At 58.1% G+C, this 23,064-nt stretch carries 26 protein-coding genes; 9 read left to right on the top strand and 17 right to left on the bottom strand.

The features are described 5' to 3' along the window. Positions 1-5: 5 nt before the first annotated feature. The 5 genes from ACQY1L_RS22630 to ACQY1L_RS22610 form a co-directional block, all read right to left on the bottom strand. Entirely contained in the window at positions 6-1,520 is a 1,515-nt protein-coding gene (locus ACQY1L_RS22630) for a tripartite tricarboxylate transporter permease (protein ID WP_062458682.1), read from the bottom strand. Positions 1,521-1,537: 17 nt separating this feature from the next. Beyond that, positions 1,538-2,032, bottom strand: coding sequence for a tripartite tricarboxylate transporter TctB family protein (locus ACQY1L_RS22625; RefSeq protein ID WP_430244706.1), 495 nt, complete (start codon positions 2,030-2,032; stop codon positions 1,538-1,540). A gap of 70 nt (positions 2,033-2,102) precedes the next feature. Continuing rightward, positions 2,103-3,092, bottom strand: a complete 990-nt coding sequence (locus ACQY1L_RS22620; RefSeq protein WP_430244704.1) for a Bug family tripartite tricarboxylate transporter substrate binding protein — start codon at positions 3,090-3,092, stop codon at positions 2,103-2,105. Between the two features lie 623 nt (positions 3,093-3,715). Beyond that, positions 3,716-4,693 carry an amidohydrolase family protein gene (locus ACQY1L_RS22615; RefSeq protein WP_113110112.1) on the bottom strand — a complete coding sequence of 326 codons (978 nt, stop codon included), beginning with the start codon at positions 4,691-4,693 and terminating at the stop codon, positions 3,716-3,718. Beyond that, entirely contained in the window at positions 4,694-6,013 is a 1,320-nt protein-coding gene (locus ACQY1L_RS22610; protein WP_062458697.1) for an MFS transporter, read from the bottom strand. Positions 6,014-6,148: 135 nt separating this feature from the next. On the opposite strand from ACQY1L_RS22610, the gene ACQY1L_RS22605 reads away from it, so the two are divergent. After that, positions 6,149-7,195 (top strand): LysR family transcriptional regulator, encoded by a 1,047-nt coding sequence (locus ACQY1L_RS22605; protein ID WP_062458703.1) that lies wholly within the window; start codon positions 6,149-6,151, stop codon positions 7,193-7,195. A gap of 41 nt (positions 7,196-7,236) precedes the next feature. Here the strand turns inward: ACQY1L_RS22605 and otnI are convergent, their stop codons facing one another. Together otnI and ltnD are read right to left on the bottom strand one after the other, a co-directional pair. Then, the gene (gene otnI / locus ACQY1L_RS22600; protein WP_062576584.1) at positions 7,237-8,004 is read right to left on the bottom strand and encodes a 2-oxo-tetronate isomerase; all 768 of its coding nucleotides are present in this window, start codon (positions 8,002-8,004) and stop codon (positions 7,237-7,239) included. Between the two features lie 4 nt (positions 8,005-8,008). After that, positions 8,009-8,923, bottom strand: coding sequence for an L-threonate dehydrogenase (ltnD, locus tag ACQY1L_RS22595; protein WP_325264411.1), 915 nt, complete (start codon positions 8,921-8,923; stop codon positions 8,009-8,011). A gap of 123 nt (positions 8,924-9,046) precedes the next feature. On the opposite strand from ltnD, the gene ACQY1L_RS22590 reads away from it, so the two are divergent. Genes ACQY1L_RS22590 through otnC form a run of 3 tightly spaced genes read left to right on the top strand, consistent with a single transcriptional unit; the run spans position 9,047 to position 12,030 of the window. Then, positions 9,047-10,090 carry a LacI family DNA-binding transcriptional regulator gene (locus ACQY1L_RS22590; protein WP_430244699.1) on the top strand — a complete coding sequence of 348 codons (1,044 nt, stop codon included), beginning with the start codon at positions 9,047-9,049 and terminating at the stop codon, positions 10,088-10,090. Positions 10,091-10,123: 33 nt separating this feature from the next. Further along, a complete protein-coding gene (gene otnK / locus ACQY1L_RS22585; protein WP_430244697.1) occupies positions 10,124-11,386 on the top strand; it encodes a 3-oxo-tetronate kinase in 1,263 nt (420 codons plus the stop codon). Next, a complete protein-coding gene (gene otnC / locus ACQY1L_RS22580; protein ID WP_062458713.1) occupies positions 11,383-12,030 on the top strand; it encodes a 3-oxo-tetronate 4-phosphate decarboxylase in 648 nt (215 codons plus the stop codon). Before otnK ends, otnC begins: the two co-directional genes overlap by 4 nt. A 32-nt stretch (positions 12,031-12,062) precedes the next feature. Here the strand turns inward: otnC and ACQY1L_RS22575 are convergent, their stop codons facing one another. The 3 genes from ACQY1L_RS22575 to ACQY1L_RS22565 form a co-directional block, all read right to left on the bottom strand. After that, positions 12,063-12,272 carry a hypothetical protein gene (locus ACQY1L_RS22575; protein ID WP_430244696.1) on the bottom strand — a complete coding sequence of 70 codons (210 nt, stop codon included), beginning with the start codon at positions 12,270-12,272 and terminating at the stop codon, positions 12,063-12,065. A gap of 145 nt (positions 12,273-12,417) precedes the next feature. Beyond that, on the bottom strand, positions 12,418-13,299 hold the full coding sequence (locus ACQY1L_RS22570) for an MBL fold metallo-hydrolase (RefSeq protein WP_430244694.1): 882 nt from the start codon (positions 13,297-13,299) through the stop codon (positions 12,418-12,420). A gap of 46 nt (positions 13,300-13,345) precedes the next feature. Next, positions 13,346-13,546 (bottom strand): hypothetical protein, encoded by a 201-nt coding sequence (locus tag ACQY1L_RS22565; RefSeq protein ID WP_062576573.1) that lies wholly within the window; start codon positions 13,544-13,546, stop codon positions 13,346-13,348. 276 nt (positions 13,547-13,822) lie between these two features. Here ACQY1L_RS22565 and ACQY1L_RS22560 point away from each other — a divergent pair, with 276 nt between their 5' ends. Together ACQY1L_RS22560 and ACQY1L_RS22555 are read left to right on the top strand one after the other, a co-directional pair. Further along, positions 13,823-14,158 (top strand): hypothetical protein, encoded by a 336-nt coding sequence (locus ACQY1L_RS22560; protein WP_062458725.1) that lies wholly within the window; start codon positions 13,823-13,825, stop codon positions 14,156-14,158. A 199-nt stretch (positions 14,159-14,357) separates the two neighbouring features. After that, entirely contained in the window at positions 14,358-14,762 is a 405-nt protein-coding gene (locus ACQY1L_RS22555) for a host attachment family protein (protein WP_430244692.1), read from the top strand. A 134-nt stretch (positions 14,763-14,896) separates the two neighbouring features. On the opposite strand, the gene ACQY1L_RS22550 is transcribed toward ACQY1L_RS22555, so the two are convergent. From ACQY1L_RS22550 to ACQY1L_RS22525, 6 genes are all read right to left on the bottom strand, one after another. Next, the gene (locus ACQY1L_RS22550) at positions 14,897-15,304 is read right to left on the bottom strand and encodes a response regulator (RefSeq protein ID WP_174197456.1); all 408 of its coding nucleotides are present in this window, start codon (positions 15,302-15,304) and stop codon (positions 14,897-14,899) included. 11 nt (positions 15,305-15,315) lie between these two features. After that, positions 15,316-16,422, bottom strand: a complete 1,107-nt coding sequence (locus ACQY1L_RS22545; RefSeq protein ID WP_062458733.1) for a PAS domain-containing protein — start codon at positions 16,420-16,422, stop codon at positions 15,316-15,318. A gap of 182 nt (positions 16,423-16,604) precedes the next feature. Next, on the bottom strand, positions 16,605-17,141 hold the full coding sequence (locus ACQY1L_RS22540) for a hypothetical protein (RefSeq protein WP_430244689.1): 537 nt from the start codon (positions 17,139-17,141) through the stop codon (positions 16,605-16,607). 78 nt (positions 17,142-17,219) lie between these two features. Then, entirely contained in the window at positions 17,220-17,981 is a 762-nt protein-coding gene (locus tag ACQY1L_RS22535) for an amino acid ABC transporter ATP-binding protein (protein ID WP_430244687.1), read from the bottom strand. Then, positions 17,978-18,658: an amino acid ABC transporter permease gene (locus tag ACQY1L_RS22530; RefSeq protein ID WP_209898465.1), complete on the bottom strand. Its 681-nt coding sequence runs from the start codon at positions 18,656-18,658 to the stop codon at positions 17,978-17,980. Before ACQY1L_RS22530 ends, ACQY1L_RS22535 begins: the two co-directional genes overlap by 4 nt. Positions 18,659-18,752: 94 nt before the next feature. Further along, positions 18,753-19,526: an amino acid ABC transporter substrate-binding protein gene (locus ACQY1L_RS22525; RefSeq protein ID WP_062460378.1), complete on the bottom strand. Its 774-nt coding sequence runs from the start codon at positions 19,524-19,526 to the stop codon at positions 18,753-18,755. A gap of 272 nt (positions 19,527-19,798) precedes the next feature. Between ACQY1L_RS22525 and ACQY1L_RS22520 the strand changes: the two genes are divergently transcribed. Beyond that, positions 19,799-20,005: a hypothetical protein gene (locus tag ACQY1L_RS22520; protein ID WP_430244685.1), complete on the top strand. Its 207-nt coding sequence runs from the start codon at positions 19,799-19,801 to the stop codon at positions 20,003-20,005. A gap of 424 nt (positions 20,006-20,429) precedes the next feature. Then, entirely contained in the window at positions 20,430-21,095 is a 666-nt protein-coding gene (locus ACQY1L_RS22515; RefSeq protein WP_430244682.1) for a DUF6030 family protein, read from the top strand. 14 nt (positions 21,096-21,109) lie between these two features. Here ACQY1L_RS22515 and ACQY1L_RS22510 read toward each other — a convergent pair whose 3' ends face one another. After that, positions 21,110-21,250 carry a hypothetical protein gene (locus ACQY1L_RS22510; RefSeq protein WP_156461709.1) on the bottom strand — a complete coding sequence of 47 codons (141 nt, stop codon included), beginning with the start codon at positions 21,248-21,250 and terminating at the stop codon, positions 21,110-21,112. Between the two features lie 1,095 nt (positions 21,251-22,345). On the opposite strand from ACQY1L_RS22510, the gene ACQY1L_RS22505 reads away from it, so the two are divergent. Continuing rightward, a complete protein-coding gene (locus tag ACQY1L_RS22505) occupies positions 22,346-23,026 on the top strand; it encodes a sugar transferase (protein ID WP_256413911.1) in 681 nt (226 codons plus the stop codon). The last annotated feature ends 38 nt before the right edge of the window (positions 23,027-23,064 follow it).

Here is a 23,064-nt window from a genome sequence, read left to right as displayed (position 1 = left end):
GCGGCTTATGCCGCCGCGTCCACGTTCTTGTGGCTTCTGAGGTACTTGATGAACTTCAGGCTCTGCGGAATGATGAGAAGCGCGAGTGCCACTGTCATGATCGAGCCGACCAGATAGTTCGAGAAGAAGATCCCGAGCGATCCGTCGGAGGCGATCATCGACTGGTGGAACGAGCTTTCCGCCTTGCTGCCGAGAACCATGGCGAGAACCAATGGTGCCAGCGGAAATTCCAGCTTGTTGAAGACGAAACCGACGACGCCGAAGATCAGCACGAGCCAGAGGTCGGAGGTCGAGTTCGCCACCGTATAGGCGCCAACAAAGCAGATCGCCACGATCATCGGTCCGATGATCGAAAACGGGATGCGAAGCAGGGCGGCGAAGAACGGTACCGTCAACAGAACCAGGATGACACCGACGAAGTTGGAGATATACATGCTGGCGATCAGGCCCCAGACGAAGTCCGGCTGTGTGGTGAACAGCATCGGGCCGGGCGTCAGGCCCCATATCATCAGGCCGCCCATCATTACGGCGGCTGTTGCAGAGCTTGGAACGCCTAGGGCAAGCATCGGCAGCATGGCGCAGGTGCCGGCCGAATGGTCGGCGGTTTCCGGTGCAACGATACCTTCCGGACGACCGGTACCAAACTTTTCGCCCGGCTTCGACCACTGGCGTGCGAGACCATAGCTCATGAACGATGCTGCGGTCGGGCCACCGGGCGTGATGCCCATCCAGATCCCGACGGCAGACGAGCGCACGATCGTGGTGAAGTATTTCGGCAGCTCCAGCATGGTCTTGAAGACGTCGCGCGGATCGATACGGGAAGCTACGCCGCGGAATTTCAGCCCGTCCTGAACAGTTGCCAGAAGTTCGCCGATCCCGAACAGACCGATGACGACGACCAGGAAGCTGACGCCGCTCAAAAGTGCTTCGATGCCGAATGTCAGGCGAAGCGATCCGGTAACGGTATCCATGCCGACAGTGGATAGAAGGAGGCCGAGGCTAAGCGAGACGGCCGTCTTGATCGGAGAGGCACTGCCCATGCCGACAAAAGCGCAGAATGCGAGGAAGTAGACGGCGAAATATTCAGCCGCGCCGAAGCGAAGCGCGAAGCGGGCCGCCCAGGTGGACAGAAGCGTGATGACGACGATACCGACGAAGGCGCCGATGCCCGCCGACATGAAGGCAAGCGTGAGCGCGCGGGTCGACTGCCCGGATCGCGCCATCGGATAACCATCGAATGTGGTCGCCACCGAACTCGGCTCGCCGGGAATGTTGAAGAGGATCGACGTCGTCGAGCCGCCGAACAGCGCGCCCCAATACATCGACGCCAGCAGGATGATCGCCGAGACGGGGTCCATCGTGAAGGTCAGCGGAATGAGAAGCGATACGCCGTTCGGAGCCCCGAGGCCGGGGAGGACGCCGACGATCAGCCCGAGAAGGACGCCGACGATCATCAGGGTGATGTGCATCGGCGTAAGTGCCGTCGCAAAGCCACCCATAAGCAGTTCAAAATTTTCCATGATCAAGCTCCGGGTGCTTAGTAAATGCCGAGCATTTCTTCGATCGGGCCCTTATGCAGCGGCACCTGGAACGCTTTTTCGAAGACGAAATAAAGCGCGATGGAGAAGGCAATACCGATCAGGATCGCGATCCAAGGCTTGTAGCCGCCGTTGCGCCAGGCGACGTAGAAGAGATACAGCGCGGTCCCGATATAGGTGCCGAGAAAGACCGTCACGATGACGAAGACGATCATCGGCAGAAGGAAGGAAAGAACCCGTCGCGTCTGCTCCGGTTCAAGGAACGTCTCGCGCATCTCCTCGCTGCCCATTTTCAACCTGAAAATGGCCTGGGCCGCACTGGCAAAAGCCGCAACGATCAGGATGATGCCGACATAAAACGGAAAGTAGCCCGGCATGGGGCCGGATTCACTCCAGCTGACGCCGAGTTCCAGGGCACCTGTCGCACCCAGCGCGCCGACGGCGGCAAGAGTGATGGCGGTGACGATCTCGACATGGAGTCGCTTGATGCGCATGATTGATTTCCCTCGATCGAAAGATCCGGCACGAACATGCCGGACCTAAAATCGCATTGGCGTCAGGACTTTACTTAACCAGCCAACCTTCGGCCTCGAAGACACCGACGGCGTTCTTCTCGCTGGTCACAATGAAGTCCTGCAGCTTCTGACCCGCCATGAAATCGCCGGTCTGCGAGGTCTTGCGGAGATAGTCAGCCCATTCCGGAGTCTCGCTGACCTTCTTCAGAACGTCGCTGTAGTAGGCGACCGCGTCATCAGGCGTTCCGGCAGCGGTCCAGACCGTGCGGGGCATCTTGTAGGACGGAATGTTGACGCCGCTCGAGGCGCAGGTCGGGATGTCGCCCCAGCCCTTGCCGTCATGGACCGGATCGCTCTTGGCCATCGGCTTGTCGGAGAAGACGCAAAGCGGCTTGATCGCGCCCGCCTGCCACTGGCCTACATTCTCGTTCGGATTGTTGACGTTGGCAGCGACATGGCCGCCGGCCAGCTGAACGCCGACTTCGCCACCGCCATTAAAGGGCAGATACTTGAAATTGGTGCCCGTCGTCTGCTCGATCAGAGCGACCAGGGTTTCATCCGTGTCCTTCGACTGGCTGCCGGCGAAGGAAAGCTTGTTCGGCGCAGCTTTCGCGGCTTCGATGAGATCCGTCGGCGTCGCGTATTCGGAATCGCCCTTCACCCAGATCAGAAATTCGTCGAATGCGAGCGCTGCGACGGGACGCAGGTCCTCCATCGAATAGGCGAGCTTTGCGACATGCGGCAGGAGATAGGCGTTGTTGGTTCCGAAGTAGAGCTTGTTCGGATCGCCTTCATTCTTGCGAGCGTAGAGGAACGCTTCCGCACCGCTGCCTCCGCCCTTGTTGAGGACCACCATCGATTTTTCCATCAGCTTGTGCTTGGCGATGATCGACTGGATGGTGCGGGCAAAGTTGTCGGTGCCGCCGCCAGGGCCGGATGCGACGACGAACTCGACGGGGCGTGTCGGTTCAAAGGCAAGCGCCTGTCCCGCCAGCACGACCGCGGCCGCAAATGTCAATCCTACGGATAGCTTCTTCATCTTATTCCTCCTTTAGATGAAATGGCTGCAGGTTTGCCTACAGCCGATCGGTCTTCGTGTTCACGAAGCGGCAGCGAACTGCGTCCTCGGCGCACCTCGTGAGATCGACCCGGCAATGAGCGGCCAGGCAGACGCCGGCTGCGATCTCGTGATGTCGGGCAGTTCTTTGAATTCGAATGAGAAAGAAGCGAGCGTGCTGAAGCCACTCTGATCGTGGCGGCTGGGCCTCGCCGAGACGGCCTTTGCGGGCGCAAGTCCGACTGATTTTGGGCTTCGTCCTGACGCCATAATCTCCTCCATCCGAGGAAAATCATAGGCCATCTATTAGCACACATCAAGTCTTCAGAATTTTGTATACAAAATTTTGCGGACAGGAGGGTTCGCGCGGCGATACGAGCAATCAGCTTGATCTAATCGATTTGCTCTTGATTTAGGCCATAGCTCGACTGTTCTCACTCGCGTTTGCGAACACGAGTTTGAACGGATCACGAGATTTTTTTTAGAGAACTTAGGCTGATCGGCACCGGAAACCGTCATGCGGATAGCACAGCAGCAACCTTAGAGTCAGGTCCCGATCGGCGATTCGCGATCGCAGCCAGGTCTATTCAGCCTTCGACTGCGTGCTACCCAAAGAGAGCCGTCCGGGCGACCTCAGGCGCGGTGCCGGTCATGCCGGCTTCGTTCGCCATCGGCAGCCGGTAGTATTTGCGCGCAGTCCCCGCAAAGAGTTTTGCCTGATCTCTCAGGGAATAGCGTGCCGCCACGTCCTTGAAGCCCGAATAGATCGTGTCAAATGAACCGCATAGACTATCGACCGGGAAATTGCTGGCAAACATCGTCCGCTCGGCTGAGAACATAGCAATGGTTTCGGTAATGATGGCGCTGTTGTCCTCGATTGACCAAGGCCGCCCTTTCTGGCCGATCCCAGAAATCTTGACGCAGACATTGGGCATATCCGCAAACTTGCCCATCGCCGCGTGCCATCCCTTCATCCCTTCGCTGGATCGATCCGATGGCAGACCCGTGTGGTTGAGGATGATGGTCGTGGAAGGAAAATCCCGTGCCAGCAGCATGGCCTCGTCGAGATGCCACCAGTTCGTCTGGAGATCGAAGCTCAGTCCATGCGTCTCGAGAAGGGCGTAGCCTTTGCGCCAGGTCTCGTCGGTCATGAGAGTTCGGTGATCGGCAGCAACAGCGGCGCTTTCGGCGCCGCCCGGCTTGTGACGCACGCTGCGCACCAGCTCGAACGCTGCCTGATCGGCAAGGACATCAGCCACATCGGGCCTATCGAGCCATGCCTGGGCGACGATGGCATTGGGAAGCCCGAATTCATCCGCGACCTTGGTTGCGTATCGGCTTTCCCCAATGGGATCGGCCGGATCCCACTCGGTCTCGACATAGACCGTCTGCACGACGTTGTGACCTTCCGCGTCCTTCAGGTAGTCGGGCGGAAGATAGCGCCGCTTGATCGAGCTGTAGTCGCCATACCGAAAGGGGATTTTTGCCTCCGGCTTTAGCCAGGGATGGTCGTTGGCGACGGGGTCCCAGAAATGCTGATGCGCATCGACGATAGGGCCGTCCCAAAGAGGAAAGTCGTCCAATTAGCTGCCCTTCCGTTCACGAGTACCTTCGTTGAAGTCGATGGTGAGAGTGGCGATGACATAGACGACGGCGCAGCCCGCAAAGAAGCCGAGCACGGTGCCATAGGAGCCACCGGTCCATTGAAGGATGAAGCCTGTCAGGATCGGGACGATGATGCCGCTGACACTGCCGGCAAAATTCATTGTGCCGCCGATGACGCCGACCCGGCTCTTAGGCGCGAGGATGGAGGGAAGGCTCCAGTAAAGGCTGCCGAAGTAGAGCAGGAAAAGCGTGGCGGAAAGAAGCGCGACCGCGGCAACCGGGCTGCTCACATGCGGCAGAGCGATGAATGTGGCGGCGACGCCGAGGCCAGTGATGCCCAGAAGAAGCTTGTAGACGACGGATCGTTTAAACCCTGCGGCCACCATCTTGTCGGCGACAAAGCCGCTCGCGAGCGAACCCAGCATGCCGGCGAGGAAGATGACGAAAGTCGCTCCGCCCATTTCCTTCAGGTTGAAGTTGCGCGCCTGCGCAAGATAGCTCGGGCCCCAGGTCAGCAGACCGAAATTGATCATCGCCCATCCGGCGCGACCTGCCACGAGGCTGACGATCGACCGGCGAAGGATTTCGGTCGGTTCGCTTTCCGTAGCCTCGGACTTCGGTTGCCCCACTTCGTTGATGATATCCATTTCCGTAGCGTTGATGCCCGGATGCGTGGACGGATTGTCACGGAGGTAACGCCATGCGAGCCAGCCCAAAAGAATGGTCACGAGCCCGGCGACGATGAAGGCAAGCCGCCAGCTTCCGAGCGTAAGGATGAGCCAGCTGATCAGGACGCCGCCGATGGCAGCCCCGAGCGGGGCACCGCTATCCATGAAAACGGCACCGCGTGCCCGTTCCCGTTTCGAAAGCCAGATCGAATTGAGTTTTGCTCCGGCCGGGAAGAGAGGCGCTTCCGCCGCGCCGAGACCGATGCGCGTCAACAGAAGCGAGATGCCGCCGGTCGTGAAGCCCGCAATGGTCTGGAAGATACCCCAACCGAGTGTGGACACCGTGATGACCGAGCGTGCGCCAAAGCGGTCGATCAGCATGCCTCCGGGGATCTGCATCAATGCATAGCTCCAGAAGAAGGAGCTCAGGATAAGACCCTGCATGGCGGGGCCGAGCGAGAATTCGGCGGCAATGCTGGGCATGGCGATCGACAGAGCCGTACGGTCGACCATGTTGATGACAACGAGCAGGAAAACGACGACGAAGATGTACCATCGTACATTCGTTGCCGCTTTACCCTTTAGCTCCACGCGGCCAGCGGCAACGGGTTGCTGTTCAATTTCGGACATAGATACAAATCCTCCCTGACTTGTCGGCGCAGGCCTCATCAGGCTTGCATCCACCCGGTTGTCACCGACCTCCTTGATCGGCGTTCCTCTCCACCGTGCATCCCGGGAATATAGTTGACTGGCTATGCCGAAATAATGAAATATACAGATCATGTGATCGGCTTTTCCGATCACGGCATCCGCCGGCTGAAATGGATTGCGCCAATGACATCAGAGCGTTTCGACCGCGGGCTGTCGCTCCTGCGCCATCTGAAAAGCACGCAACTCCTGCTTCTCGTCGAGCTTGGAAAGGTCGCGAGCCTGCGAAAAGCCGCGTCGGCTCTCAACATGACGCAGCCGACGGCGACGAAACTGATTCAGGATCTGGAAGCGGCCGTCGGCCATCCGCTGTTCGAGCGCAGTTCCAGGGGCATGCGCGCAACGCCCTATGGCGAGGTGATGATCAGACATGCGCGGCTCATGCAGATGGAAATCGTCCGGACGAGGGAGGATCTCGATTCGCTGTCGTCGGGCGCATCCGGCACGTTGCGGATCGGGGCTGTCATCAGCGCCGTTCCGTTTCTGCTGGCAAAGGCTGTCGCTGCGCTCAAGCGCGAGCATCCCGGCCTGCAGGTCTCGATCGATGCTGGGACAAGCGATGCGCTCGTTGGCTCCCTGTTGAACGGTCACCTCGATGTGCTGCTGGCACGACCGATCGTGCTCGGCGATCGCAACGACTTCGATTACGTCGATCTCATCGACGAACCGCTGAAAGTCGTCGGCCGGCGGGACCATCCGCTCGCGAGCAGGTCGTCCGTCACGGTGCGCGAGCTCGGCGAATGGCCCTGGACGCTTCTGCCGGCCGGAAGCCCGATGCGAAAGGTTCTGGCGCCCGTCTTTGCCGAAATGCGACTGTCCGGTCCCCAAAACATCGTCGAAACTTCGTCAATGATGACGATGGTGGCGCTGATGCACGAGAGCGACATGCTGGCCGTGATGCCCGGCGACGTATCGGACTTCTACATCCGCCATAACCTGCTGGTCGAGATCCCGGTCACGCTGCCTGCGGTGATGGGATCATACGGGATCGTCACGCGTCGAGATCGCCCGATGACGCCCGGCGTCGAGGCGTTCTTGACGCAACTCCAGACGGCGCTGCAAGAACAGCGACGGATCAGGGCGGAACTGACGAGCGACGGATGATGCAAGCCGGATGCATACTTCGGTAAAGGGGTGAGCCGGGTTCAGATCGAACTCATCCAGCCCAGTCCGTCCTCGGTTACTCCCGCAGGCCGGTATTCGCAGCCGACATAACCCTGATAGCCGAGGGCGTCGATCTCTTCGAAGATCATGCGGTCGTTGAGTTCGCCTGTCATGGGTTCATGCCGGGTAGGAACCGCCGCAATCTGGATATGCCCGATGCGCGGCGCCATCTGCCTCAAGGCTGTGATGACATCTCCATGCATGATCTGGCGGTGATAGATGTCGAACTGCAGACTGACATTGGGGCGATCGAGATCGGCGACGAGATCGAATGCGCGATTGAAGTCGTTGAGAAAATATCCCGGCATATCGCGTTTGTTGATAGGCTCGATGACGAGACCGATACCGGCTTCGGCCGTTGCATCGGCCGCCTTTTTCAGATTGTCCACATAGCAGGATGCAGCGGTGGGATCATCCGCTGGCGCGATCCCGGCCATCATGTGAAGAAGCGGCGTTCCGAGCGCCTTGCCATAGGCAATTGCCTTGACCAGCGACGACTCGAACTCCTCGCGCCGGTCGGAAAGGCTCGCAAGACCCCGATCGCCGCCTGTCCAATTCCCGGGTGGCATGTTGAACAGGGCCTGGTTTAGCCCGGCATCACGAAGCTTCTCGGCGACGACCTCGGCTGGATAGTCGTAAGGGAAGAGATACTCGACGGCGCTAAAGCCAGCCGTGGCCGCAGCCGCGAACCGCTCCAGGAACGGTCGCTCGTTGAACATCATCGACAGGTTTGCGGCAAACTTCGGCATGGGCCTATTCTTTCTCTGGCATGCCGGGCAGGTGAAGCCCGGTGATCTGGGCGAGCAGCCGCGCAACCGAACTGTCGTCATCGCGACCCATCCCGGCGGCCTCGGTCATGATGAAGAGTTGCAATGCGGCCGCGGTGATCGGAAGCGGAAACTTCTGCTGGCGGCCTATGTCGGAGACAATGCCGAGATCCTTGGTGAAGATCGAGACCGCACTGTGAGGGCTGTAATCGCCATCGAGCACATGCGGTATGCGGTTTTCGAACATCCAGCTATTGCCAGCCGATTTGGTGATGACGTCAAAGACCCTGGCAATGTCGAGATCGAGGCTTTTCGCGAATGTGATCGCTTCGCAGGCGGCCGCTATATGGACACCTGCCAGCAACTGATTGACGATCTTGAAGGAGGAGCCGACACCCGGCTGGTCGCCAAGCTCGTAGACGGTGGCCGCCATCGCATCGAGCGCCGGCCGCGCCGCCTTGAATGCTTCAGGCGAGCCCGATGCCATGAAGGTCAGTTCTCCCGAATGCGCCTTTTTCGAGCCCCCGCTGATCGGGCCGTCGAGATAAAGCAGCCCGGCTGCCTCGGTCCGTGCGGCGAAGGATTTCGCATCGCTGGGCGAGACGGTGGCGCAGCAGACGATGACGCCGCCGGAATGCATCGCGCTGACGATCCCGGCCTTGCCGAAAAGGACTGTTTCCGTCTGTGCCGCATTGACGACCACGACGACCGCGATGTCAGCGCCTTCAACAGCATCGCCCGGCGAGGAGGCAGCAACGCCACCCTCATTTTCGAGGGTCGAGAGCGCGTCCCGATTGACGTCGAAGCCGCGAACCTTGTGACCGGCGCTCAGCACAGAGCGTGCCATGCCTAGTCCCATTGAGCCGAGGCCGATGATGGCGATAGTGGTTGGGCTGGACATGAGCGGCACCTCCATGAAGCGCTGTGTAGTCAGAATCTCAGCGCTAACATGTTTTCAACCACATCCTCTTGCCCTGTTCAAGCGACATATGTTAGCGCTGAGATAAATGGAGGAGAGAACGACTTGGACGGGGAGGGAAGGTCCATTGCAGACGATAGCGTGCCCTCGGCCGCTGAGACGCCGACGCTTGCGCATGTCGCTCGGCTGGCAAAAGTCAGCGAGAACACCGTCTCGCGCGTGATCCGCAACAAGGGACCGATCGCACCGGAGACAAGGCTCCGCGTCAATGCGGCAATCGACGCACTCGGCTATGTCCCTAACAGGGCTGCCGGTTCGCTTGCGTCCTCGTCTTCGCCGATCATCGGCGTCATCTTGCCGTCGTTGTCGAACATCGTATTTCCCGAAGTGCTCAGGGGTATCAATGCCGGGCTGATCGGCACGTCCTATCGCCCGATGATCGGTGTGACCGATTACAGTCTCGAGACCGAGCAGGATATTATTTCGTCGCTTCTGGCCTGGCATCCGGCGGCGATCATCACCACAGGTTTCGAGCATACCACGGCCGCAAGACGCATGCTTGAAGGCAGCCGGGTGCGGATCGCCGAACTGATGGATATCGATGACCGGCCCATCGACCTTGCGGTCGGCCTGTCGCATCGCGACGCCGGCCGCGCGATGGCACGCCATCTCGTTCAGCGCGGCTATTCGAGTATCGGCTATGTGGGCCATGACTGGACTGCGGATCGGCGCGCGCGTTTAAGGTATGAGGGGCTTTGCGAAGGTTTGTCTGAGACGGGCTTGTCACTGGTCTCGGAGTATCGGACAGAGGCGCCAAGTTCGACGCTCGAAGGACGTCGAGCTCTGGCCAGTCTTCTTGCCGACGGTGCCGCCATCGATGCGGCGGCGTTTTCCAACGACGACATGGCGGTGGGCGGTTTCATGCACTGCATGGCGGCCGGAATGCCGGTGCCGGACGGTCTCGCGCTGATGGGCTTCAACGGGCTCGAGATCGGACAGGTTCTGCCAAAGCCGCTGACGACGGTGCTTTCCAATCGCTTTGCCATCGGCAAGACGGCAATCGAAGCCTTGCTGGAGACGCCTCAGCGTCCGCAGGAGGCAAGGATCATCGACACGGGTTTTTCAATTATAGAGGGGGCAACCGCCTGAAGGCGGAGCCCATCCTCAAGACGGGAGAATGATATGCTGCTTGGCGCAATCGCCGATGATCTGACCGGCGCAACGGACCTTGCCCTGATGCTGTCGAGGGAGGGCATGCGCACGATCCAGACGGTGGGCGTTCCGCCCGCCGATTTCGATCTGAGCGATGTCGACGCGGTCGTCGTCGCCCTGAAATCCCGTACCAATCCCGCTGACGTGGCGGTCGCGATGTCGCTCGAGGCACTGCGTTGGCTGAAGACGGCCGGTGCCCGCCAGATCATCTTCAAATACTGCTCAACCTTCGATTCGACGCCGAAGGGCAATATCGGGCCGGTTACCGATGCGCTCGCACGCGAGCTTGGGACGGATCTGACGATCGTCTGCCCTGCTTTCCCTGCCAACCGCCGGACGATCTACAAGGGTCATCTCTTCGTGGCGGATCAACTGCTCTCGGACAGTCCCATGCGCCATCACCCCCTGACGCCGATGACGGATTCGTCGCTGGTGCGTCTGATGGCGGCACAATCCAAACTTCAGGTCGGCCTTGTCTCACACGAGAACGTCGCAAAGGGTGCCGAGAGCGTTCGGGCGGCATTCGACGAGGCGCGTCGGCGTGGTGACGGCGTCGTGGTCGTCGACGCGATTACCGACCAGGATCTGCGCGTGATCGGTGAGGCAGTCGCAGAGTTCCCGCTGATCACCGGCGGTTCCGGCATCGCAATCGGTCTGCCCGAGAACTTTCGGCGCGCGAAGCTTTTGCAACGAGACATCACGGCAGGACAGTTTCAGGCGCCGGACGGGAGGGCCGCCATTCTTGCCGGTTCCTGTTCAGAGGCGACACGGGGCCAGATCAAGGCCGCTATCGAGGCCGGCATGTCAACGCTCAAGCTCGATCCGGTCGATATCGCACAAGGGCGTATGGACGTTGACGAAGCGATCAGATGGGCTCTGGCGCAGGAAGGCGTTCCACTGATCTACTCGAGCGCCGATCCCAAGGATGTTCTGGCAGCCCAAGACAGCCTTGGACAGGAAAAGGCTGGCGAGATCGTCGAGCAGTTCCTCGCAAAAACCGCCATCGGACTGCGCGAAAACGGGGTCCGGAGGCTGATCGTTGCCGGCGGAGAAACGTCAGGCGCCGTCGTTGGAGCACTGGCGCCGTCCGCCTTGTTTATCGGCCGCGAGATCGACCCGGGTGTGCCCTGGACACTGACGATGGGTGATGGAAAACCTATGGCGCTTGCACTCAAATCCGGCAATTTCGGCACCGCCGACTTCTTCCTCAAGGCGTGGGAGCTTTTGAAATGACGGCAGTTCTTTCCGAGGAAACAAAGCTTCGCGACGAGATCGTCACGGTTGGCAAGTCGCTTTTCGACCGGTGCTTCACGTTCGGATCGACCGGCAACATCAGTGCGCGGCTATCGAATGGCGATATGCTGATGACGCCGACAAACGCATCGCTTGGCGCGCTCGATCCGGCGCGCCTTTCGAAATTCTCGGCTGAGGGCGTGCATGTCTCCGGCGACAAACCGACCAAGGAAGCGTTTCTGCACCAGTGCATGTATTGCGAACGCAGCACGGCTTCAGCGGTCGTTCACCTTCACTCGACGAATGCCGTCGCGATCAGCCTCATCGAAGGACTGAACCCGGAGGATCTTCTTCCGCCACTGACGGCTTATTACGTCATGCGGGTGGGAAAACTGCCGATGGCTCCGTATTTCCCGCCAGGCGATGCCGCTTTGGCGGAGGCGGTGCGGGAGCGTGCTCGCGACAGTCACGCCGTCCTGCTCGCCAATCACGGGCCGGTCGTTGCCGGGAAATCGCTGCGCGAGGCGCAATACGCGACCGAGGAGCTCGAAGAAACGGCGAAACTGTTCCTGATGCTGCGTGGCGAGAAAATCAGGCCACTGACGCAGGAGCAGCGTGACGATCTTATGGAGCGCCACGGCTGATCCTGCTGGGGTAGGTGACCGCGTGCTGTGCTTCAGCCGCGGAAACTGCCTTCGTTCATGTCCTTGGAATCATAGTTGAGATCAAAATCCTTTTCGGATTTCTTTCCCGGCGCATCGCGGTGAACGGTCGCGTCTTCAGAGCCCGTTACGACTGTCGGCTTTGCGCTGTGAACCCCTGTCGCCTTGCGATCGGCCTGGGACGGGGCGTACTGACCCTTTGCATCGTCTTCCGGTTTACTCATTGCAGTGCTCCTTTTCTGTCCTATCCAACAGGTAGCAAGAGCAGGAGTTCCGTGACGATCAGCCTGATACTCGCAAAAGGGGAACGAAGATTGTGCTCTCGCTCCGTCCGGTTCGAGCAAACACGCGCGCCGGAGGATGGACGGTTCAGATATAAGCGACACCGGCCTTCCAGGCTTCCGCTGCCGCATAAAGGTTGGACCGATGGCAGCGTTCATAAAATGCTGCCGTTTCGCCCGGCATATCCTCTGGCAAGCTCAGGAAGTCCCGCAGGCGCAAGCCGTCTTTCTGGTCGAGATCAGCATTGGCCAACGCGGGGCCGTCAAGAGCGGCGATGCGGTCGTGCAGTCGTGAGAAGTAAGCAAGGTTCGCTTCGACGATCGACGGTGCGGAGGTCTGGCCGTGAGCTAGAACGACGTGGCGGGCATCAAGATCACGGATTGTTTTCAACGAGCAGCAAAGCGCCTTGAGATCGTGAGGATCCTTGCTCCAGACCTCGGGGATCGGCCACTCGACGGCATCGACCGCAAGACAGGTTCGGATGGAAGGGATCCAGACCGCGACATGATCCGGCGTATGTCCGGGCGTGTGAAGCAATTCGAGGACCAGATCGCCGCCATCCAGGATCATGCTCTCGCCAGTGAAGCATAGATTGGGGGCAACAATCTCGACATCCCGAAATCGTGCGTCGCGCTGTTTTTCGACCAGCTTATCTCGTGCAGCGGGATCGTTTAGCCGCTCCAGCGCCTTGGCGTGCGCGATGATCGGTATGCGATCGCCAAGCCCGGAATTGCCCCAAAAGTGGTCCCAGTCCATGTGGGAGTTGATGACCAGCAGAGGCCGGTCGCCCATCTGGTCGTCGAGCAGTGCTAGCGCCTCCCGACACAGGGATGGGGTGCCAAGCGTATCGACGAGGACATTGAACCGATCAGTCCGCACGAAGACGGCATCGACCTCGTCGCCAGCCCTCACGATGACAATCCGATCATCGAGGCCAGGGTGAGTCGTGAGCCGAACCGAAATATCCATCGCCAATCCCTTGCGATGCATCACTTGAAGAGGCGATGGCCCGCCGTCAGCGGAACGAGGGCAACCCATGACTAGGTTTCGGCATATCCAGCTTTGGCAGAGAATTCGCGAGAGCCGCAGCCTCGCCGGAATAAGGGAAGTCATCGCCCAGCTGGCGATCGCCTTCGTACACCTTGAAGGATGGCCCATCGACCTCGACGATCTTGTAACCGTTCACGTATTCGACCTTTGGCGTTTTCCAACCCATATCGATCTCTCTTTCTTGAAAGCTGACGCGACGGTCAGCGCGATGTCATGACGGTCGATCCGTTGGCAAAGGTCTAACAGGTACACGCTCAAACGTCTAATCATGACCGAGCGGCAGCCGAGTGCTTGATCGGCGCAGGAAATCGATAAGGCCACCACGCCGTGCGTATCCTGTTGTGCCACAATCGGCGCGGCTTAGCCTCAGGGTGGAAGGGAACAAATCGAGGTCAAATGCATTCGAGGTCGCAGTCAATGCCGACTTTTCTTGGGGGCCCTTATGAAACGACTTTCCGTGACCGCCTTTGCCGCTCTTTGCCTCACCGCCGGAGCAACCTACGCCCAGACGAACAACGACGAGGCAGCCCAGGCATGCCAATCGACCGGCTTGCTGGCGCTGCAGGAAAAATCGTCCGCCATCACCGATCTCGTGCTCGACATGGAAACCCTGGCCGTGAGCTCGGCCGATACCAAGGTCGAGAATGTCGCGGTGAAGACCGTCGTCATGGGCGATGCCTATATCGCACGCGGCGGCGAAACCGGTAAGCCTGATCGTTTCGTCTGCCTTCTGGGCGAAAAAGGAAAAGTGCTTCTGACGTTTTTTACCGCGCAGTAGCCGACGGAGCCGCGTCGCAGCCGGTGCCCGATTTGCGACAGTTCCGTCAGGTACGGCGGGTGTCAAGGATCAGATAACTCAGCGCTATCCACGTCATTTGCTCGGAACCGATCCGCCGCTGCGGGATTACTGTAGGCCTCGAAACATGCACTGTCTGGTTCCCTGAAGGAAGCAGGCGGTGCTGACTATGGAGACCCTTATGCAGCTACCACAGAACACGATCGTTGCCGTTGCCGATGGCGAAAAGCTCAGCCTTTTCAAGAATGAAGGTGACGCAGTAAACGTCAAGCTGAGAGCGATGCCGGCCACGGACATCGACAGCTCGAAAATCTCTTCCGGTGCGCGCCATTCCAGCAGTTCCGCAAACCCGGATGACAGCCAGCAGGACGAAGACGGTTTCAGCAACGGCATTGCCGACATGCTGAACAAACATGTGCTGGATGGAAAGATCAAAAATCTTGTTGTCGTGGCGGCGCCCCGCACGCTCGGCGAAATGCGCAAGAGCTACCACAAGTCGCTGTCTGACGTTCTGATTGGCGAACTCGACAAGGACCTTACGGGCCATTCGATCCAGGATATCGAAAAGGCGCTGGCTGCAGCCTGATCGCTACACCAGCACCAGAAGTGGAGGCCCTGCAGCAGCGGGGCCCTACTTTCGAGAAGTGAAGGCCATCAGTATCCGATGTCTGCGGATTGATGGACACGGTTAGACAGGGCGGCGCCCATGCTTCTAAACAGTCAGGCGACCTCGGAGGCCAGGATTAGGCCAGGAGGGGGGCTCGGTACTTCCCCACCTTCGACCCGTAGCGCTAGATAATCCAACGCGTTCTGCAGTCCGTTCATTGTGTACGGCTTCTCGATTGCGCCGAGCGCGCCTGCAAAATCGTCCGGGATCCGCTTCAAATTTCCTGAAACAAATATGTAAGGGACGTTTTTCGAAGCAAGGAATTTTCCGACGTCGATCCCTGTCGGGCCATCAAGAAGTTGGATGTCGACGAAAGCGAAGTCAGGCGCAGACTTTTCAGCAAGTTCGTATGCGGTTGAGCTTGAAGCCGCTTGGCCGACAACATCGTGACCCGCAGCCTCGACCTCAGTTTCAAGTTCGAGCGCAAGCAGCGCCTCGTCTTCCACGATCATCACGCGCAAAATTCTGTTCCTTACTCATTGACCATCAGGGTAACGCTCACTTCTGTGCGCTTGCCATCCGTTTTCCGTTCGATTTCAGCGCCCAGCTGCCTGGCACAGGTCTCCAGCATCAGTCTGCCGAAGTCGTGTTCGCGCTGGTCAAAGACAACGGGGGTGACCGTGTCGACGACCCTTACCAAGAAGTGTCCGTTCAGGCGTCTCACTTCCAGGTGAATTTCGCCGCCGCCATCGCTCAAGCCGCGTCGAACGACATCACCGATCAGCTCGTTCAAGATAAGAGCGAGAGGTGATGCCTTGTCAGCCGGGACGATGACTTCGTGCAGGTCGGTTGTCATCACAATGTCAGATCGCCTAAGCGCGCCGACCACATCAACGATGAGGTCGCCTGCGAACTCTGCAACATCGAAATGGCCGACATCATCGTCATTCAGAAGCTTACGGTGAACAGTGCTCAGCGCTTCGACGCGGCTGAGGACGGAAAACAGGGTCCGCTTTGCTACCTCGTCCTCCGCCATCCGCGCCTGGAGCTTGACGATCGAGGCGATGGTCAGAAGATTGTTTTTGACGCGGTGGTCGACTTCGTGAACGAGCGCGGTCTTCGTTGTCAGCGCGTCCGTCAGGTCCGCTGTGCGCCTTGCGACTTCCTCTTCCGCGATATGCCGAGCCGCCGCTAGTTCTGCCTCTTTGCTCTTGATGTTGGTAAAGTCCAACTGAGACGCGAAGAAGTAGATGACTTGCCCATCTTCGTTTCGAACCGGGCTGACGAACAGAGCATTCCAGAAGGTCGTGCCGTCGCGCCGATAGTTGAGAATGTCGATCGCAAGATCCCGCTCTTGCGACACCGCTTCCCGAATTTTGGCAACAGCCGCAGGGTCAGTTTGCGGACCCTGTAAGAGGCGGCAGTTGCGCCCAACAAGTTCCTGCGCCGAGTACCCGGTTAACTTCGAGAACGCTCGATTTGAAAAGATGATCGGGTTATCGACCTGGCGTGGATCGGTGATGATCATCGGCATGCGTGTTGCTTTGAAAGCTGCTGCGAACGGATCTCCGGATGCGTGGGCGGCGATTAGCCGGTCGCCTGCGTCTCTTGCGCCGCGAACATCTTTTTCCACAGCCATAAAGTCCGTCGCCCCTCATAAGCGTTGCGAAAAATAATGCTTTAACCGCGGACAGGTTCCGACATCCTGTTAAAATTGACGGTCGTCAGCAATCCGCTCCATTCTTTAGGGAAAACCTGAAAATTCCGTGTTTCCAGATGTTGCGGAGATTAGGCACTGTGCAGTCGCGGGATCACAAATGGTTAGTGGCGCTCACGTCTGGTCTCAAGACCGGCATAACGTATGGCAATAAAGGCCATCAGGCATGCGACCGAGAACATGTTGAGCCTGAGCAGGATGGCAAGGTCAGGATCGCTCCAGACCCGCAATGGTGGACCGAGAAGATACTGCGAGAATAGAAACACAGCGAAGACAAAGGCCGCCATGCTGCGCTGCCACCACTTCTCCTGGGCAAAAAAGGACAGTGCGGAAAGCATGAAGCAGGCACCAAAAAAAAGCGCCGTCCCCGAACCATGCCCGAACAGTTTTGTCTCGAACAACGTGTCGAGCGTGCCGACGATTGGCAACGCCAACCGCGCCATGAAGGGTGATTGGCGAGCAATGAAAGGGATCGCGAGAAACAGGGGGGCGGCAAGCAAGGTAGCGCATGACGCAGCCACGCCATTGCCGACGAGATACCAGACATAGACGGGATAGAATGGCTTGTTGAATACGATCACCCAGGCGATCGTGACCGTCGCCTGGGTGAGGGGATCGAGTAGCGGTCGTGTCTGTGTCATCGCTCGGCAACCCCTGTCTTTGAATATGCAAACAACGGCCGCACGCGGTTTCAGCAGTGGCGTGCAGCACCGGAATGGCTACGCCGAGAAGGTCTGCGCGGCGTTGATCGACGACACGAACTGACGTGTGCGTTCGTGGACAGGGTTGCGAAAGACCTGTTCGGCGCTGCCGATCTCGACGACCTGCCCCGCCTCGAGAAAGACAACGAGATTGGCAACCTGCGAGGCAAGTCGGAGATCGTGCGTCGCCATCACCATGGTCGTGCCCTCTTTGGCAAGGGTGCCAAGCACGTCGACGACCTCGGCGGAAAGCTCCGGGTCAAGCGCCGAAGTCGGTTCGTCGCACAAAAGAACCTTCGGCAAGGGCGCGAGCGCCCGTGCAATTGCCACACGCTGCTGCTGGCCGCCTGAGAGATTGGCGGGCCAGGCATCGGCCTTGTGTTCCATGCCGACTTTCGTCAGCAATTCCATGGCGCGCGCCCTGGCTTTTTCGCGGGACCATTTCTGGACGACAAGCAGCCCTTCCATGACGTTTTCGATGGCCGTGCGATGTGGGAAAAGCTGGAAGTTCTGAAACACCATTCCCGTCTGGCTGCGCACTTTCTGAATGGATTGCCACGGCGCCTTGCGGCCGGGTTCAAAGTCGACGCTCTCAGCGCCGATGCGGACGCTTCCGGCGGTCGGTTGCTCCAGGAGGTTGATACAGCGGAGCAAGGTACTCTTGCCGCCGCCCGACGGTCCGACCAGAGCCGAAACGCTGCCCTCCGGAAAGCTGAGAGAGATATCCTTCAGAATTACGGCGTCGCCGAAACGCTTTTCGATATGCGACAGTTCGATCATCGGTTGGCCTCCAGCATGCCGCCGTATCGGGCAAAGCGAAATTCGAGCCGGGACTGCAGGTGAGACAGGATGGAGCTCAAAGCGAGATAGATGATGGCGGCCTCGATATAGAGGATGAGCGGCTCATACGTCGTGGCAACGATACGCTGCGCGGACTGGAAAAGTTCGGGCACGGTGATTGCCGCGGCAAGCGAGGTATCCTTGACCAGCGATATGAACGTGTTTGACAGAGGCGGCACGGATACCCGGCTTGCCTGCGGCAGGATCGTGCGCCGCATCGCCTGGCGCCAGTTCATGCCGGTGGAATAGGCGGCTTCCCACTGACCCTTGGGGACGGAGGAGATGGCTGCACGGATGATTTCCGACGTGTAGGCACCGACATTGAGCGTGAAGCCGATCAGGGCCGCCGTAAAGGCATCAAGCAGAATTCCCACACTCGGCAGGCCGTAGAAGATCACGAAGAGCTGCACAAGGAGTGGCGTACCGCGAATGATCCATACATAGAAGCGAGCGATTGCTGAAACCGGCCACGGCCCGAACAACCGTGCGACCGCGGTGACAAGCCCCAGCGATAGGCCCAGCACAAAGGAAAGGAGTGTCAGCGGGATCGTAAATTGCACGCCGGCCCACAGAAGTGTCGGCAACGAATCGATCATCAATTGAAGCCAGTGCGGCACGGCGAACCTCAAAACATATGACGCCCGGCGATGGTCGCCGAGCGCTCTGATCTCGATACATATGGCGCAGTTTCAAGAACGGAACAGTCCGTTCTTACTTCGAGACGTCCTGACCGAAATACTTGTCAGAAATCGTCTTGTAGGTTCCGTCCGCCTTGATGTCGGCGAGCGCCTTGTTGATGGCTGAAACCAGCTCGTCGTCGCCCTTGCGAACGATGATGCCGGAGAAATCGGCATCCGCCTTTTCGGCAACGATCTTAACGGGAGCCTGAGGCTGCTTCTTCTTGAAATCGAGGAAGGAGAGGCTGTCGTTGATCGTGGCATCGGCGCGGCGGGTCAGAACCAGCTGGATCGACTGGTCAAAGCCGTCGGTGCCGACGAGCTCTGCTCCAGACGCCTCGGCCAGCTTGCCGAAGTTGCTGGTCAGCGACTGTGCCGACTTCTTGCCCTTTAGGCTTTCGAACCCTTTGATCTCCTCGTCATTGCTGCGAACGATCAGCACGGCCTTGGACGCGATATAGGGGTCGGAGAAGGCATATTTCTGCTTGCGGGCTTCGGTGATGCCGACTTGATTGATGACGGCATCATAGCGTTTGGCATCGATGCCAGCGATGAGGCCATCCCACTTGCCTTCGATGAATTCTGCCTTCACGCCAAGCTTGTTGGCGACAGCCTCGCCGATCTCGACGTCGAAGCCGGTCAGCTTGTTGGCGCTGTCGTGGAAAGTGAAGGGCGCATAGGTGCCTTCCGTCCCGATCTTGATCACGCCGGCGGCCTTGATCTGATCGAGGTTTTCGCCAGCGACAGACGGAGTGATGGCAACGGCCTGCAGCAGGGCGGCAGCAGCGATGGATTTCAGCCAGTTCATGGTCATTCCTTTCGGGCATCAGGCCTGATGGCCTTTCGATGCGGTGTTATCTAGGAAAACCTGTGCTGTTGGAGGAGAGGATCGAGCAAATAAAACAGGCAAATGAGATTATTTTGCTCATTTTTCTTCGCGCATGACCCGACGCAACCACGACACAGCCTTTGCGCAGGATTTCCGGCAAGACGCCATCGTGCCGCAATCTGTTGTCCCGGAAGACCCGGGCGGAACCCTTGCGTTCTCTAGCTGTTGTTTCGCCGAACAGGAGCAACATCATGACCGAAGAAAAACGCGACGAAACCGGCAATGAGGAGCCACAGGCGGAAGGGAGCACGCAGGGTGAGCATAGCCAGGAGCGGGAGCAAACCGCGGGCGATTCAAAGCCTCATAACAGCTCGCCGCAGACGTGGTCGGCCGATCACGGCGGAGGTGTTTCGCCACCAACCAGCAAGCCGATGAGTTCAGACGATAAGGCGGATTAGGCGTCTGAACATCTGGAGCCTTCGAACTGTACCAACGCCCTCGCAACCGATTTTGGCCGGAGGCTGTGATGACCCGCGTCTAGGGTCGAATCATCGTTCGTTTAGTAGCAGCTGAATAACAAAACACCTCTAGCGTGCGCTGCGGTAGCAAGATACTATGCGGCCTGGTAGCGCATGCGCTCGGGTTCGGTGCCAATGTAATATTGGAATAATAAAAGCGGTCGATATTGTCATCTTTGTAAATAAAGATTCGGGTTCGCGCATTTCTAATGCATGCCAGATTGTTCTCAGTTTTTATTTCCTAAAGTACCTTTCCTGTTTTTTGCAGTGCTCACGAGGTTTTCTTGGCTTGAGCAGATATTACAACGATAGGCGGTTTGCGGAAGGGGGAAGGCATCGGGGGCCGGGAGGTCTCGTCGTCTTCATGCTCCTGTTCGCCGCTTTCTCAAGCGCAATCGGTGCAAGCCTTCTCCTGTCCAATGATCACACCCGCCTCAAGCTTTTGTTGCTGCGGCTGGGTTTCCAGCAAAGCAGCGTTGCGAACCTGAGCGTGCCCTTTGTCAATGCACAGTCTGCCGCACAGGCAAGCATGGGGGTGTCGGTGGTCTTTGCAAAGAAAGCCCGCCTCTTGAAGGGCCGCGCCCCGATACGTGCTGACGAGCAGTGCGCTACTCTTGCAGCCCTTGCCGAGGTGGAGCCTGTGTTTACCCGCGAAGACGGTGGCGCCAAATGGGAATGCAGCTATCTCGTGACGGGAGCGGATTTGGGACGTCAGTCATCGATATTCGTCCAGATCCGGGGTAGGGAGGCTGCAGGGAACGCGACATTCCGGCTGAAAATAAGCTTCGGAACTTTGTCCGAACGGGAAGCGCTCGCCTATCAGGCGTCCGCAATTGCTGCACGCTTGCTCGATCTCGATGCGTATCTGTCCATTTCGCTCGGAGACGCCTTGGCGCGCGGGCAGGATTTTCGCAGAGAGATTGCGGCGGCAACCATTTCATATAAGCGGGAAATGCTGGATGAAAGTCGATACAATCTCGTTGGAACGTATCCGCTTCCGAAAGCCGCTGCTCAGCAAGTCACAAACTGAGTTACGTTTCGGATCTACTTGATACTTGCCGTGACAGTCGTGTCGTGAGGCGTGCCGATGTGCTCGGCAATCTGGCTGATGCCCTGGATGATGACAGCCCAGAGAGCAATGGAGACACCGAACGCAAATGACAGATTTCTGAAACGACGCGACATTTTTCCCTCACAAGATGAGGAATATGTACCGCACAATAGTTCGAATACAGTTAGTGTGATCGGTCAAATTGAAGCGAACTGTAGCGCCGCCGATCGACCATGAAAACGCTCGCCGAGAAACTTCGCGCTCAGAAAATCGGCGGGTAACAGACCCTGACGATTTCGATCTGGCGCGGTTCTCGGTAGGTGATCTCAAGCAGTTCGCATTCCTCTGTGACGTAGCTCGAGCGTACAAGATGTGTATTCGGTTGCGTCTCGTTATACCTCGACCGCTGAATGATATCCGCCGCGTATGCCGACGCCCCGAGCGAAGCTGCGAGGAGTAATGTCGCAATAGTTAACTTCGAGATTACGTGTAAAGCGGCCATCTCAACCTCTCCAATCACCCGTACTTTGCGTCTATATCTAGTATATTTTTCAGATTAAAACGCAAGACGCAAATAACATCACGCCGAATGGATCGTAGCTGTTGGCGAGTGATGTGACCGTAGTCCTGGAGTGCTGCGGCAAGAGCCTGATTGTAGGTCGGAGCGATCACCTTTTGTGGTGATCATTTCAGAGCGCTTGCCGTCGGTTTCGACGCTTACGCAACCTTTCTGTCCGTTCGGAAATCGCAGGCAGATCTTGCCGTTGTCGATCTTGTACCCGATCGTCTTACCCGTTTGGTAAGTATACCCGTTCACTTTTTTTGCAGCGTTCCCCGAACCTTCGCTCATGCGCCCGGGGATTTTTGCTTGGAAGCAACGCACATCTCGGTATGCGCATACTGTGCGGGAAGCGACGAAATTATTGCGGCAATGACAGCTAAAACTGTGCAGCGGATAACTTGATCGATCTCTCAAGTCGTCGCCGCAAAATATCACGGCTCACTCGAACGGACCGGCGGGTTTCGACGCGTGTTGCTGCGAATCTACGTATCAAATCTAATTTCATATGTAATAATAAAGCAATATTGCTTGTTTTATATTTAACCATTTATTAAGTTCCGGGCTGACTCGTGTTTAGAATCGAGATATGGAGTATTGATAAGACGATCATATATTAACTCTCGTATATTGGATGGTTCCCTTGAGTGCTGTGGACCTGGTGGTACAACTGGATGCTAGTGAGTACCTCGCCGGTAGTTCGGCGAATGATAATTATAAGCTTACATATAGTGATCAGCCTGCGGCTTGGGAATTTGCGGCCAAGCGCGCAGTCGACATGCTGATATCCCTGATTGCCTTGGTTACGCTTCTTCCCCTGTTCGTCCTGATATGCGCGATCATCCGTGCGGAGAGCAGAGGGTCACCGCTGTTTTCCCAGATCCGATGGGGTAAGGACGGTCGCAAGATTAAAATCTATAAGTTCAGATCGATGTTTACCGACCGGGGAGATGTGTCTGGCGTCGCACAGACAACTCGGAACGATCCCCGGATTACACGGGTCGGCCAATTCATTCGCAAATCCAATATCGACGAACTGCCGCAACTCATCAACGTGCTCAAAGGGGACATGTCTCTTGTCGGTCCGAGATGCCACGCCGTCGGCATGCTTGCGGCCGGCGTTACCTATGAGGAACTCGTTCCGGATTATCACCAGCGACACAGCATGCGGCCTGGTCTTACCGGGCTGGCGCAAATGCGCGGCCTGCGAGGGCCAACGGATCGTGCTTCGAAAGCCCGGGCTCGCATCGCCTGCGATCTCTATTATGTTGCCAATTTCTCGATCTGGCTTGACGTCTACATCATCCTCCAAACCATCAGGATGGAACTGACGAATGGCAAGGGCTTCTAAGCCAACCGTTCTTCGAACCGATCTAATAGCAAACGGCG

Origin of the sequence: Neorhizobium sp. DAR64862/K0K3 (assembly GCF_050500185.1) — a bacterium.
Taxonomy (GTDB): domain Bacteria; phylum Pseudomonadota; class Alphaproteobacteria; order Rhizobiales; family Rhizobiaceae; genus Neorhizobium; species Neorhizobium soli.
This window is presented reverse-complemented; position numbering and strand designations above follow the sequence as displayed.

Bases quoted from the DNA above. Each gene is read 5' to 3' on its own strand.
- ACQY1L_RS22630 (WP_062458682.1), bottom strand. From the start codon at position 1,520: ATGGAAAATTTTGAACTGCTTATGGGTGGCTTTGCGACGGCACTTACG.
- ACQY1L_RS22625 (WP_430244706.1), bottom strand. From the start codon at position 2,032: ATGCGCATCAAGCGACTCCATGTCGAGATCGTCACCGCCATCACTCTT.
- ACQY1L_RS22620 (WP_430244704.1), bottom strand. From the start codon at position 3,092: ATGAAGAAGCTATCCGTAGGATTGACATTTGCGGCCGCGGTCGTGCTG.
- ACQY1L_RS22610 (WP_062458697.1), bottom strand. From the start codon at position 6,013: ATGTCCGAAATTGAACAGCAACCCGTTGCCGCTGGCCGCGTGGAGCTA.
- ACQY1L_RS22605 (WP_062458703.1), top strand. From the start codon at position 6,149: ATGAAATATACAGATCATGTGATCGGCTTTTCCGATCACGGCATCCGC.
- otnI (WP_062576584.1), bottom strand. From the start codon at position 8,004: ATGCCGAAGTTTGCCGCAAACCTGTCGATGATGTTCAACGAGCGACCG.
- ltnD (WP_325264411.1), bottom strand. From the start codon at position 8,923: ATGTCCAGCCCAACCACTATCGCCATCATCGGCCTCGGCTCAATGGGA.
- otnK (WP_430244697.1), top strand. From the start codon at position 10,124: ATGCTGCTTGGCGCAATCGCCGATGATCTGACCGGCGCAACGGACCTT.
- otnC (WP_062458713.1), top strand. From the start codon at position 11,383: ATGACGGCAGTTCTTTCCGAGGAAACAAAGCTTCGCGACGAGATCGTC.
- ACQY1L_RS22575 (WP_430244696.1), bottom strand. From the start codon at position 12,272: ATGAGTAAACCGGAAGACGATGCAAAGGGTCAGTACGCCCCGTCCCAG.
- ACQY1L_RS22570 (WP_430244694.1), bottom strand. From the start codon at position 13,299: ATGGATATTTCGGTTCGGCTCACGACTCACCCTGGCCTCGATGATCGG.
- ACQY1L_RS22565 (WP_062576573.1), bottom strand. From the start codon at position 13,546: ATGGGTTGGAAAACGCCAAAGGTCGAATACGTGAACGGTTACAAGATC.
- ACQY1L_RS22560 (WP_062458725.1), top strand. From the start codon at position 13,823: ATGAAACGACTTTCCGTGACCGCCTTTGCCGCTCTTTGCCTCACCGCC.
- ACQY1L_RS22555 (WP_430244692.1), top strand. From the start codon at position 14,358: ATGCAGCTACCACAGAACACGATCGTTGCCGTTGCCGATGGCGAAAAG.
- ACQY1L_RS22545 (WP_062458733.1), bottom strand. From the start codon at position 16,422: ATGGCTGTGGAAAAAGATGTTCGCGGCGCAAGAGACGCAGGCGACCGG.
- ACQY1L_RS22540 (WP_430244689.1), bottom strand. From the start codon at position 17,141: ATGACACAGACACGACCGCTACTCGATCCCCTCACCCAGGCGACGGTC.
- ACQY1L_RS22535 (WP_430244687.1), bottom strand. From the start codon at position 17,981: ATGATCGAACTGTCGCATATCGAAAAGCGTTTCGGCGACGCCGTAATT.
- ACQY1L_RS22525 (WP_062460378.1), bottom strand. From the start codon at position 19,526: ATGAACTGGCTGAAATCCATCGCTGCTGCCGCCCTGCTGCAGGCCGTT.
- ACQY1L_RS22520 (WP_430244685.1), top strand. From the start codon at position 19,799: ATGACCGAAGAAAAACGCGACGAAACCGGCAATGAGGAGCCACAGGCG.
- ACQY1L_RS22515 (WP_430244682.1), top strand. From the start codon at position 20,430: ATGCTCCTGTTCGCCGCTTTCTCAAGCGCAATCGGTGCAAGCCTTCTC.
- ACQY1L_RS22510 (WP_156461709.1), bottom strand. From the start codon at position 21,250: ATGTCGCGTCGTTTCAGAAATCTGTCATTTGCGTTCGGTGTCTCCATT.